The sequence below is a fragment of the Acidobacteriota bacterium genome, assembly GCA_018001935.1.
Lineage (GTDB): Bacteria > Acidobacteriota > JAAYUB01 > JAAYUB01 > JAAYUB01 > JAGNHB01.
In genome coordinates this window covers 129,063-141,120 of sequence record JAGNHB010000001.1, presented here as the reverse complement: position 1 = coordinate 141,120, position 12,058 = coordinate 129,063, and the positions used below count along the sequence as shown (strand labels likewise).

The following is a 12,058-nucleotide window of genomic DNA, read 5'->3' as shown; positions in this document are numbered from 1 at the left end:
CGTTGCGTGGCTGCAGTTCTTTCAGTCCATTTGGTTCTGGATGTCCTTTTGGTCCTTTTGGTCCTTTAAGTCCTTTCGTCCTTTCAGGCGGCGAGCCTGGGCAACGAGACCGATTCCGACACCAACCCGGATGGCCATGGGCAAGCGGAGGTTTTCGAGATGAGCGACGGCATCGTGGAACGCTACCACCGGATTCGTGAGCGGATCGACCGTGCGGCCGGGTCCTGCGGCCGTCGGCCCGGGGACGTCACCCTCGTGGCGGTGTCCAAGACCTTCCCCGCGGAGGCTGTCGCCGGCCTCGCGGGAGTCGGCCCCGTCGTCCTGGGCGAGAGCCGGGTCCAGGAGGCCGCCGGCAAGATCGCCGCCCTGGCGGGGCTCCCCGTCACCTGGCACCTGATCGGCCACCTGCAGTCCAACAAGGCCAACCGGGCCGCGGAACTCTTCTCGATGGTCCACTCCGTGGACGACGTCCCCCTCCTGCAGCGCCTCGAGCGGCGGTGCGCCGACCTGGGGAAGGGCCTGGACGCCCTCGTGGAGGTGAACCTCGGCGGCGAGGACGCCAAGAGCGGCTGCACGGCGGAGACGCTCCCCGCGATCCTGGATGCCGCCTGCGGCCTCAAACACGTCCGGGTCCGGGGGTTTATGACCCTGCCGCCCTGGTGCGACGACCCCGAGGACGCCCGCCCCTTCTTCGCCCGCCTCAGGGAGCTTCGCGACCGCTTCGCGCCCCGCTATGAGGAGACGCTCGACCTCCGTGAACTCTCCATGGGCATGAGCCACGACTTCGAGGCGGCCATCGCCGAAGGGGCCACGATGGTCCGCGTCGGCACCGCCATCTTCGGGGACAGATAGACAACCTGACAACGGTCGTTGTCCGGGAGGGTTCTCCCCCCGTCGCCCCCAACGCGCCCTCGCGTTGGAGACCGGCCTGCTCCCCACGCTTGATCACTCTCGCGCAGGAGACCGCAACTACATGATGAATGAGCAATTATCACGCCTGACACCTCTCAGTCAGGTAGATCGGCCAGGCTTTCCCTGGCGCACCAGCAGGCGCAGAAAAAGCAAAAACGGGCGTCATCCTGGAGGGGCGCTTCCTCGAACCGCGCCCGGCCGACATCGCGGAAGGATGTTCCCCAAAGTGTGTTCATTCGGCAGCGAGTTCGATTTGAAGGTACCGTAGAAACCGGGGAACGCGGGGGGTCTCGCGAGCGAGTTCCGGTCCCGGCGAAGTTCGGAGCGGCCGATTCACCCCGGCAGTCCCGTGTGGCTTGACATCCGGGAAGGGATCCCCTATGCTCGTCCTGCTGAAGCGAAATCCGGAGGACACTGCCCATGACGGAAACGGACACCCACCTTTCCCTGCCGGCGCCGGCTCCCGGCACCTCCCAACCCGCGGGCGATTTCCCGGCCGACGACGGGGCGGAGGTGATCAAGCCGCTGACGCGCAGCATCTGCGGCGCCTGCCTGGCGGAGGTCCCTGCGCGGGTGCTGGTGCGGGACGGCCGGGTCCACCTGGAGAAACGGTGCCCCGCGCACGGGGTCTCGTCCGCCGTCATCGAACCGGACCCCGCCTTCTACCGCGCCGTCTGCCACACCGGGGCCAACCGGCGCCCCTTCGACCCCGCCCAGAAGCGCCTGATCATCCCCGTCGAGTACCGTTGCAACCTCGACTGCATGTTCTGTTACCTGCCCGACCGGACAAAACCGAACCTGAGCTGCGAACGGATCGAGCGCGCCATCCAGGACTTCGACGGCGACTCGATTGAACTCTCCGGCGGCGAGCCCACCCTCCGGGAGGACCTTCTCGACCTGGTGCGGCTGGTCCGGAAGTACGGCAAACGCCTCCACCTCGTCACCAACGGACTCCGCCTCGCGGACCTCGACTACGTGCGCCAGTTGAAGGAAGCCGGCCTCCACAAGCCCTTCCTCTCGCTCTACAGCCTGGACCGCGAGACGGAGCGGCAGATCTGCGGGCGGGACGTCCTGGACCTGAAGCTGAGGGCCTTCGAGAACCTCCTGAACGAGGGGATGGCCCCCGCCCTCAGCTTCACCCTCGTGCCGGGCGTCAACAACGGCTCCATCCGGGACCTGGTCTTCCTCACCGCCCGGAGCGGCCTTCCCTTCGTCACCCTTCGCCGGGTAGCGCGGGTGGGCACTCACCCCGACAGCCCGCGTTACTTCTTCTCCGAGTTCGTGGCGGACATCGCCCGCGCCCTGGGGTGGACCCCCGCTCAGATCCTGCAGCGCAAGCAGCAGCACTTCTCGCCCTATTTCCTCTACCTGACCGCGTGGGTGTCCCCGGCCTGGGGGAAGTGCATCCCCTGCCGGGGGCGGGAGGAAACCCCGGAAGCGGCGCTGGAGAGGCTGCCCCGGGAAGCGGGGGACCCGCTTCCCCCGGTGGGCGCGGCGGAGGGGCCTCCGGTCCAGCGGGTCCGGTTCCGGATCGCGGCCTGGCCGGACATCGAGGACATCGATCTCGACGAGGCGTCCTACCAGATGTACCAGCACCTCTACGACGGGGAAAAACCGATGGATTTCTTCCAGGCCATGATTCGCAACGAGGGATTGTAGATCCGGGGGCCCTTTCGGGCGGGAGGTTGACATGACGAGAAGCCGAGTGACCCTGTTCACCCTCTTCCTGGCGACGCTGGCCGGGATGACCTTCGCCACCGACTTCACCCAGTACGTGGCCCACTTTGCCTTGGACGGCACCTGGTCGACCCGCCTGGACATCCAGAACGGCCACGGCGCCGTCGTCACCGTGGACGTGACCGCCTACGACGACAGCGGGGCCCTGATGACCGCGGCCACGCTGGTCGTCCCGGCCAACGGTTACCGCAAGGGCCCGCTGACGACCCTGCTCCCCTACCTCCCGTCCCCGTCCACGGGCTCTCTCTTCATCACCAGCCACGAACCGGACCTCGGCGGGGCTGCCGCGTCGAAGGTGAACGCCATCGTGCTCTTCGAGACGTCCTCGGGCAGCGCGGGACCCTGCATGGCCGGCCTGCAGTCCTTCCGTTCCCCGCAGAAAGTGCTTCACTTCCCGTGGTTCGAGAACTCGACCGACTTCTGGACGGGGATCGCCATCCTCAACGTGAACGACTTCCCCATCACCGTGTTTCTGCGGGCGGTGGAGCCCGACGGCACGAAGCACGAGTCGGCCACCCTCACGCTGGCGGCCCGGCAGCGGATCATCCAGTACCCCGGGGCCCTCTTCCCTGGCGGGCTCCCGGCGGAAACCAACCTCCACGGTTACGCCAGCGGCCCCGTGGCCGGGTTCCTCATCCTGCACAACCTCACCCTCAGCAAAGCAGAAGCCATCAACGGCGTCCCCGAGGTCCCCGTCACACCGTCTCTGAGGAACCCGCCCGTCACCTTCGCCTCCCTGCCCGGGGATAACTCCACGCAGATCCGCTTTTCGCCCGACGGTTCGCGGGTCTACGTTCGGGGCATCGTCAGTCTGCGCATCTACGACCGCTACACCGGGACCAATGTCTACACCCGGGGGTCGGACTACGGCGACTGGGGCCCCCTGGCCATCTCCCCGGACGGAAGGTACCTCTATACCGCCGAGTACAACACCGGGAACCTGTACCGCTTCGACACGGTCCTCTTTGACGAGCAGCTCTTCCTGACCAGTGCCGCGGCGACGTCCCTGGATTGTTCGCCGGACGGCCGTTACCTCGGGATCGTCACGGGAACCTCCATCTTCGTCTGGGACCTCGTGGCAAACCAACTGGTGGACGGCTTGTCCTATCTCGGGGGAGTCGATCTGCAGGCCTGCCGGTTCACCACGGACTCCCGTTACCTTCTGGCCGTGGACCGGGTCGCCCAGAAACTCCACGCTCTTAACCCGGGGTTGATCGCACGCACGGAGATCCCCTTGGCCCAGCACCCATACTGCCTGGTCCAGGACCCCGTCACCCGGCGGATCTACGTGGGCACGGGCGAACTGGTCAACAATCTCCTGATCCTGGACTACCCCTCGTTCTCACCGATCGGGACGCCGATCACCGCCACCGGGGCGGCCGGGATGATCTATCACATCGCCATCTCCCCCGACGGGCGGCAGGTCTACGTCGCATCCGTCATGGGCGATCACTGCCTGTGGGTCTACGACACGGTCATGGAGGGTTTCTCGTCGTACGGGACCTACGCTTTCGCATCGAACTTCGTGTCCCCCAGCCCGGAAGGCGACCAGTTGCTGTTCAGCGCCTACAGCACGCTGCAGTGGATCAATTGACGGAGGTCGGGGAGGTCACTCGATCCCGGGGTTGAAGCCCTGGTCCCTGAAGGCGGCGTTCTCGTACATCCAGCATCGGGAGCCGTCCGGGAGGGGCCATTCGCCCCGGACCGGGAACCGGTCGGGGTGGGCCCGGATCAGGGCGCAGACGGCACGGTTCTCCGCTGTTCCCCAGGAAGGCCCCTGGTTCCCGCTCTTCACGAGGATGAAACGGTAGTGGTTCATCTCCCGGCCGTCCGCCTCGGCCGAGGCCACCCGCCAGATCAGGGACGGGCCGATGCGCAGCGCCTCGGCGCGTTCCCGGAACGACCAGACATTGAACCGGGCCGCGTCGGGGACCAGCCCGATGCACAGGCGGGGCTTCACACCCGTGGCGGCGCTCTTCGGTCCGTCCAGCCCCCGGGCTCGGCGCAGGATCTCGTCGAGTCTCCAGTCCTCGCGGGCCGGCGCCCCCCAAAGGCCGAACGCGGTCTGGTTGTAGGCGAACCAGCCGTCGGGCCAGGTCACGAGCCGCTCACCAACGGGATCGGCGCCTTTAAACCGGAGGATTCGCTCCTGGTAAGCCGGGGTGTGCTTGACCGCCAGCAGAACGGAATCGGGGAGGAAGGGCGCCCCGAAGGTGACCATCCACCACTGGAAGGCGGCCACCCCGACGCAGAAGGCGGCCAGAACCCGGGCGCGGGCGGCGGACTCCCGGCGGAAGACCCACGACGACAGCAGGAGGGCCACCGCGGGCAGCACCGGCGAGAGGTGGCGGGGCGCCTTGTTGGCGAAGAGGGAAAAGACGACGTAGACGCCGCCGATCCAGGCCCAGAGGAAACCGAGGCCTGCCGGCCGGGGCTTCCGCACGGCCAGGGACACGGCCGCCGCGAGGAAGAGCACGAAGAAGACCACGAAGAGCTGGTGCCCCAGGAGGGCGCGCAGGTAAAAAGTCCAGCCGTCCAGGGTCCAGAGGGAGGGGTCTCCTTCCACCGTGCCCAGCCCCTGGGTGTAGGGCACGAAGTGCGTGACCAGGAAGCGGAAATTGGCCAGGTACCACGGCCAGGCGACAACCCCCGCCACGACCCCCGCCGCGAGGATGTTGTCGACGACCTGCCGGCGTTCCGGCCGGGTCCCGGCCCTTCGGAAGGCGTCGACCATCAACCAGAGAAGGGGGATGGCCGCGGTGAAGAGGAGGGTCCACTTGAGCAGGAGGCCGACGCCCACCGCGGCGCCCAGCCGGAGGGCCCTCCGCCGGACCCGGAATCCCTCGGTGGACAAGGCGAGCGCAAGGACCAGCGTGTTCACCGCCAGGGCCGCCAGGTCGATCATGAACTCCCGGGACAGCCACTGCACGTGGGGGAAGGCCACCGTCAAAAACGCCGCCAGGACCGCCCGTCGACGGTCTCCCCACAGCCGCCGGGCGAGGGCGTAGGTCGACAGGGCCAGCACGGCCAGGAAACCGGTCTGGAGGAGGATGAACCAGGGGGGGCCGGGGGTCGTGGCCAGGAAAGGCGCCGCCAGGAAGTAAAAGAGGGGCGGGTAGTAGGGGGAGGCCGTCAGGAGGCGCCCGGAGAATTCCCCCGAGACGAGCAGCGACTCCACGCGCCGGGCGTTGGTCAGGTGGAGGGCCGCGTCCCAGGAGGGAGGGCGCTCGTCGAGAAGCATCCAGGCCCCGTTCACCAGGGCGGCGAGCAGAAAGATCCCCAGGAGGGCCATGCCGGCCCTCCGCCGGGACCACTGCGACGGGAGGCTCCCCGCCGGGTCCGGGCCGCTCCCCGGGCCGGCGGGTCCAGGGTCGGCGGCGGTCACAGGTAGGGTGTGTCCACCAGCTTGTTGAGGAGCATGATCAGGGTGTCGGGGTCGCCGAACCCCCCCATGGCGTGTCCCGGGCACCCTTTCTTCCGGCAGACGTCGATGACGCCCCCGGTTTTGATCCCCAGGGAGAACTGGGGCACCCCGCACTCCCCGCAGGGACGGTCGATGACGAGGTCGGCGCCGCAGCGCGGGCAGAAGAAGTCCGCCACGACCCCTTCCTCGATGAAGAACGGCGTCTTGAGGGCGTAGTCGCAGAAGTAGGCGCTCAGGGAGATGTTCCCTTCCCGCCCGTCGGACAGGCGGATCTTCAGGTCAATCCACTCGTCGTGGGAGAGTTCCGCCTGGCAGTGGGGACAGACGGTTTCCAGAAGCAGTTTTTTCACGGGGCAGCCTCCTCGATTGGTTTTTTCCCGCGCCTGCGACCGGCCAGGCGCGTGGCGGTCAGGGTGATAATGTAGGTGACGCCGGCGGTCACGATGATGGTGGCCCCCGGTGGAAGGTCGGGCTCGTAGCTGACGGCCAGCCCGACCGTGGTGAACAGGATGCTGAAGAAAACGGCGAGGAGCATCATCCGGCGTAGGGTGCGGGAGAGCAGGCCTGCCGTGGCCGCCGGGAGCGTCAGGAGGGCGATCACCATCACGATCCCGACCACGGTGACCAGCAGGACGACCGTCAGGGCGGTCAGGCAGAGCAGCAGCAGGTACACCCCGTCCACGGGCAGCCCCCGGATCCGGGCGAACTCCTCGTCGAAGCAGACCGCCTGGAACTGGCGGTAGAACAGGGAGCCGAGAAGGATCACCAGCAGGTCGAGCACCGCGATGAGCCAGATGTCGCGCTGGGTGACCAGGAGGATGTTGCCGAAGAGGTAGCTCATCACGTCCTGGTTGTACCCGGGGGTCCGGTAGATCAAGAGGATGCCGACCGCCATGCCCAGGGCCCAGATGGCGCCGATGACCGTGTCCTCCCGTTCCCGTGCCCGGAGGGTCACCCACCCGATCACGACGGCGGCGAGCAGCCCTGACAGGACCGCCCCGTAGAGCGGGTGAAACCAGGCCATGCCCGCGGATTTCTGGAGGAAGAGGGCGGCGCCCATCCCCCCGAGGATGGAGTGGGCGATGGCGCCGGCGAGGTACGAGATGCGCCGGACCGTCACGTAGGTTCCCACCACGCCGCAGGCCACCCCCGCCAGCACCCCCGTCAGAAGGGCGTACTGCATGAAACTCTGGTTGGCCACCGCCTCTAGGAATGCGGACATCCGTCTTTCCCTTCCCGTTCGAACTCGGGGGTGTAGTCGCGATGGTGCTGCACCACGTGGACATCGCCCCCGTAAAGGTCGCGGATGACCTCGCCCGTGATGTGGGCCGTCGGGTGCATGTGAAGCCGGCGATTCACGCACAAGGCCTTGCGTGCCACCGGCGCCACGAAACCGAGGTCGTGGGAGACCATCACCACCGTCATGCGACGGTTGATCTCCCGCAGCAGGCCGGTGAATTCCGTCTCCACCCGGCGGTCCAGGTTCGCGGTCGGCTCGTCCAGCATCAGGAGGTCGGGCCCCGAAGCCAGGGCCCGGGCGATGAGGACCCGCTGCTGCTGCCCCCCGGAGAGCGCCGAGTAAGGCCGGCCCCCCAGGTCCCCCAGGCCGACGTCCCCCAGGGCCTTCGCCGCGGCCTCCCGGTCCTTCCGTCCATAGGGGCCGAACAGCGACCCCTTTCCGAGCCGGCCCATGAGAACGACCTCCTGGACGGTGATGGGGAAAAGAGGGTCCAGCCGGGCGTTCTGCGGAACGTACCCGATCCGGGGCCGCGCGGCCCGCGGGGGAAGGCCGAAGATCTCGATCCGGCCCGAATTCGGCGTCAGAAGCCCGAGGAAGAGCTTGAGCAGCGTGGTCTTCCCCCCGCCGTTGGGGCCGATGACACAGACGAAATCCCCGGCCTCGATGCGGAAGTCGGCGGACTCGATGACCCGGTGTCTCCCGTAGGAGAAGGAGAGTCCCTCGACGGCGACAGCGATCCGGGGGTCCGAGGCCGTCACGGGGGTCACCGTTCGGCCGACAGGTGCTGTTCGATGGTCCGGGCCATGGTTTCCATCTCCCGCAGGTAGTTCTCCGGCAGGGGATCGATGGCGACCACCGCCCCGCCGATGGCGGAGGCCAGGGCCTCGGCGCTCCGGGCCGCGAACTGGGGCTGGACGAAGATCACGCGAACCCCTCTGGCCCTCGCCTCGTCCACCAGCCGGGCCAACCGGGCGGAGCTGGGTTCCTTCCCCTCCGTCTCCACCGCCTCCTGGCGAAGGCCATAATCCCTGCAGAAATACCCGAACGCCGGGTGGTACACGAAGAGCACCCCCCCCCGGATCGGGGCCAGGATGGCGGCGATCCGCCGGTCAAGGTCATCGAGCTGCCCCTCGTAGCGCCGGAAGTTCGCCTCGTACTCCGCCCGGTGGCCGGGGTCGAGCCTCACGAGCGTGTCGCGGATGGCCCTGCACATCGCCTTGACGTTCCGCGGGCTCATCCAGGTGTGGAAGTCCGCCGTGTCCACGGGGTGGTCGTGTTCGCCGGGGTGGTGCTCCCCGTGGCAGGCCGGTCCCGGGATCCGTTCGACGGCGCGGGAGATGTCCTCGATCCGGAGGCCCGGGTTCGACTCCGCCAACCGTCGAACCAGGTTCGTCTCCAGGGGGATGCCGACGGTGAAGTACACGGTCGCCCGGGTGAGTTCCGCGACCTGGCGAGGCGTCGGTTCGTAGGTCTCGTGGGACTGCCCCGGGCCGACCATCACGGTGACGTCCACCCGACCGCCGCCGACGGCCCGGACGAAGTCCGCCTGGGGAAGGATGCTGACCACCACCCGCAGACGGCCGTCGGGCCGTTCGACCCGGGGGGCGCAGGCCAGGAGGAGAGCGGGGAGGAGGAGGACGACAGCGGTTCTGTGCACCATTCGCCTATTGCTTGATGGAAATTTCCTGTGAACGCTTCTTCCAGTACGGAAGCGGGTCGTGGTAGGGGCGCTTGCCCGTGGCGGCAAAACTGATCTCGTTCAGCATCCGCCGCTCCAGGGTGCCGATGGAGTCCAGCCTCACCCAGGTCTCCGTGCCGTCGAGAGCGCGCTTGAGGCCCTGGATGGCGGCGAAAACGCTGACCGTCGTCCGCTGGGGCTGGAGAAAAGCCACCCGGATTTCCAGGGTGTAGCGGGCCTCGTGAAAGGAAGAGACGAAATCGGTGGCCACCGTCGCGATCTTCTTCAGGGTGGCCAGGGCGCTCGCCCCGGAGATCCCGGCATCCTCGCGGGTGGTGATCCGCCCCTCGCCCCGGTCCTCGCTGTCCACCTCGTAACCCATCTTCTCCAGGACGTCGTGGATGAGTTCCCAGGTCACGGGAAGTTCCTCCGGAAGCTCCAGGGGAAGGGGCGTCCTGGCCTGCGAGGAGGTCTGCCCGCCCAGCTCCGGCTCCCGGGCCGGCAACGGGGTGTCCCCGGAGCTTTGTCCCACGCCGAACGACGGGACCGCGGCCAGGAACCCGGCAACGGTCAGAACGGCGATGCGGATCGGTCTCATGCTTCCCTCCCTTTCCCCCCGGGCCCTTCCCGTTTCGCGGCGAACCCCCTAGGGGACGACCAGGGTTGCACCCGGCCGGAGATCGTTGGACTTGAGATGGTTGGCCTTCTTCAGAGCCGCCACGTCGACGCCGTACTTCCGGGCGAGGGAGAACAGGGTGTCCCCTTTTCGGACCTTGTGGCTCCGGGCGGGCCTGGTTTTCGCTCCCGTCTTCCCCTTCCCGGCACTGCCCTCCGAAACGACGGGAGCCTTGCCGGTTCCTTTCCGGTTCACGGAAGCGGTCTTCTCGCCGGTTTTTCCCTTCCCCCTGCCGGCGGTCTTCCGGTTTCGCCCCGGGTCGTCTCCCGGGCCCGGGCCGCCGTCGGGCACCCTCAGGCGCGTCCCCGCCTTCAGCCGGGCGCCGGACTTCAGGTTGTTGGCGGAGAGAAGGGCCCCCGTCGAAATCTTGAGTTTTTTCGCGATGGAAGCGGGGGTGTCGCCCTTCCGGACCTGGTAGGTCCCGCCGTCGGTGGACACCGCCCCCGGTTCGCGCGAACCGCCCCCCTTCCCTTTCGACCGGGACGGGCCGAAACTGAGCACCATGCCCGGCCGGATGCTCTTCTTGCCGAGCTTGTTCCACTTGCGGACGTCCTTGACCGAAACGCCGTACTTGCGGCAGAGCGAGGACAGGCTCTCTCCCTTCCTCACCTTGTGGTACCGGGCGTCCTGTTTCCCGTAGACGTCGAACCGGAACTGCGGCAGGTCCTTCTTGTAGGAGGACGCCAGGGGGATCTGGAGCACGGTGCCCGGCGGGAGGGAGGGCTGCGTGTCCTTGATCCGGTTGAAGTCCTTGAGGGTCGGGATGGCGACGTCGTATTTCCGGGCGATGGAGTGAATGGTCTCGCCGTCCGACACGGTGTGGGTCTGGGCATCGATCCGCTGGAAATCGGGCATGTCCCAGACCCGGGCGAACTCCGCCAGGGGGATCCCCGTCGGGACGTTGATCAGGTAGGACTCGGTGTCGGGGGGGGTGACCATCCGGCGGAGCGAGGGGTTGAGGTCCTGGAGCACGGTGTCCGGGATTCCCATGATCCTGGACAGGATTCGGAGGTCCGTCGGCGAGGGGATTTCCACGGTGACGTACGCGAGGGTGTCCGGTTTTCGCGGCGTGAGGCCGAAGCGGTCCGGGTGCTTGCTGATGATGACCGAGGCCTGGATGGCGGGGACGTAGTTCCGGGTCTCCAGGGGGAGGTTGCGGTCTGAGCACATCTCCCAGAAACTCTTCCCCGGCTGGTTGGAAAGGATCTTGAGGATGCGGTTCTCCCCGGAGTTGTAGGCCGCCATCGCCAGGTTCCAGTCCCCGAACATCTCGTAGAGCGTCTTCAGATAGCGGCAGGCCGAGCGGGTGGACTTCTCGAAGTCGCAGCGCTCGTCCACCCACCAGTCGATCCGCAGGCCGTAGTTTCGCCCCGTCTCCTCGATGAACTGCCAGATGCCCTTGGCCTTGGCCCGCGAATAGGCGTTGGGGCTGTAGTTGCTCTCCACCATGCCGAGGAAGATCAGGTCGAGGGGGATTCCCTCCTCCCGGAAGATCCGTTCGAAGGTCCCCCGGTAACGCCCCAGGCGCTGGAGACCGATCTCGATGGAGCGCTTCCGCTTCGGGTCGGAAAAGTACCCGAGAAAGTTTCCCACCTGGCGGTTCAGGGTGATGGGGATGTTGTACCCGCCGTTGCGGATGTTGTCCTGGATGAAGGCCTCGAGGTCGGGGTGGAGGTTGACGCCGTCGTCCTCCTCGAGCCGCTCCACCGGGGGAATCTCCCGGTTGGCCATGTCCTCCCGGTCCTCCTCGGACCGGCGGAAGAACTCCAGCTCCCTCCGGTAGTTCGCCGCCCGCATGAGGAGGAGGTAGATCCGGGAACGGGCCATGGGGTTGGTGTCGAAGATCTGCCAGTTCAGGGCCAGGCGCTCCAGGGCGTAGGTGAACTGGGCCAGGGCGTCCTCCGCCCTCCCGCACGACCAGAGGAACTCCCCGATGGCGAACGACCGCTCGCAGGCCGACAGGACCAGGTTCTCCGGCTGCAGTTCCTCGCTGTACTCGATCAGGTTCGAGCGGTCCGGGGGGAGATCGGTCTCCTGGACCGATGGGGGCCGCCGGGGTAAATCCGGCCCCGGGAGGCCCCAGACGGATGGACCTCCCGCGACGAGCGTTACGACGGCGAGAAGGACGACTCTCATAACCGGTCAAACCTAACGAAATTCCGCCGGGAAGTCAACTGAGGATTTCACCCGGCGCTTTGAAAAACCCTTGCATTCGCGCTTCGGGGACGGCAGACTGAGGGGGGTGCCGACCGGGGGAAAGGGGACGGCGGGCCGGTTCCGGGGACGACCCGGCCGCGCCGCGGCCGGCGCGTCCCGAAGGCCCTCCCCCGACCCGTTTCCACGCGCCCCGCTCCCGGGCCCCGGCCTCGCGCCCTCGAATCCCGCGTCCCT

10 protein-coding genes are annotated in these 12,058 nt (G+C 67.5%); 3 read left to right on the top strand and 7 right to left on the bottom strand.

What is annotated here, in order from left to right; all coding sequences use genetic code 11:
• The first annotated feature begins 159 nt into the window (after window positions 1-159).
• From KA419_00565 to KA419_00555, 3 genes are all read left to right on the top strand, one after another.
• Window positions 160-852 carry a YggS family pyridoxal phosphate-dependent enzyme gene (locus KA419_00565; GenBank protein MBP7864411.1) on the top strand — a complete coding sequence of 231 codons (693 nt, stop codon included), beginning with the start codon at window positions 160-162 and terminating at the stop codon, window positions 850-852.
• 480 nt (window positions 853-1,332) lie between these two features.
• Window positions 1,333-2,571: a radical SAM protein gene (locus KA419_00560; protein MBP7864410.1), complete on the top strand. Its 1,239-nt coding sequence runs from the start codon at window positions 1,333-1,335 to the stop codon at window positions 2,569-2,571.
• Between the two features lie 31 nt (window positions 2,572-2,602).
• The gene (locus KA419_00555) at window positions 2,603-4,243 is read left to right on the top strand and encodes a hypothetical protein (protein MBP7864409.1); all 1,641 of its coding nucleotides are present in this window, start codon (window positions 2,603-2,605) and stop codon (window positions 4,241-4,243) included.
• Between the two features lie 15 nt (window positions 4,244-4,258).
• Here KA419_00555 and KA419_00550 read toward each other — a convergent pair whose 3' ends face one another.
• The 7 genes from KA419_00550 to KA419_00520 all read right to left on the bottom strand — a co-directional run bounded on the left by KA419_00550 (window position 4,259) and on the right by KA419_00520 (window position 11,803).
• Window positions 4,259-5,941: a hypothetical protein gene (locus tag KA419_00550; GenBank protein ID MBP7864408.1), complete on the bottom strand. Its 1,683-nt coding sequence runs from the start codon at window positions 5,939-5,941 to the stop codon at window positions 4,259-4,261.
• Between the two features lie 89 nt (window positions 5,942-6,030).
• Entirely contained in the window at window positions 6,031-6,423 is a 393-nt protein-coding gene (locus KA419_00545) for a hypothetical protein (protein MBP7864407.1), read from the bottom strand.
• Window positions 6,420-7,295 (bottom strand): metal ABC transporter permease, encoded by an 876-nt coding sequence (locus tag KA419_00540; protein MBP7864406.1) that lies wholly within the window; start codon window positions 7,293-7,295, stop codon window positions 6,420-6,422. Before KA419_00540 ends, KA419_00545 begins: the two co-directional genes overlap by 4 nt.
• The gene (locus tag KA419_00535; GenBank protein MBP7864405.1) at window positions 7,280-8,071 is read right to left on the bottom strand and encodes an ABC transporter ATP-binding protein; all 792 of its coding nucleotides are present in this window, start codon (window positions 8,069-8,071) and stop codon (window positions 7,280-7,282) included. The genes KA419_00540 and KA419_00535 overlap by 16 nt, the downstream gene beginning before the upstream one ends.
• Window positions 8,072-8,076: 5 nt before the next feature.
• Window positions 8,077-8,973, bottom strand: coding sequence for a zinc ABC transporter substrate-binding protein (locus KA419_00530; GenBank protein MBP7864404.1), 897 nt, complete (start codon window positions 8,971-8,973; stop codon window positions 8,077-8,079).
• 4 nt (window positions 8,974-8,977) lie between these two features.
• Window positions 8,978-9,589 carry a hypothetical protein gene (locus tag KA419_00525; protein ID MBP7864403.1) on the bottom strand — a complete coding sequence of 204 codons (612 nt, stop codon included), beginning with the start codon at window positions 9,587-9,589 and terminating at the stop codon, window positions 8,978-8,980.
• A gap of 48 nt (window positions 9,590-9,637) precedes the next feature.
• Window positions 9,638-11,803, bottom strand: coding sequence for a LysM peptidoglycan-binding domain-containing protein (locus KA419_00520; protein ID MBP7864402.1), 2,166 nt, complete (start codon window positions 11,801-11,803; stop codon window positions 9,638-9,640).
• Window positions 11,804-12,058: the final 255 nt, after the last annotated feature.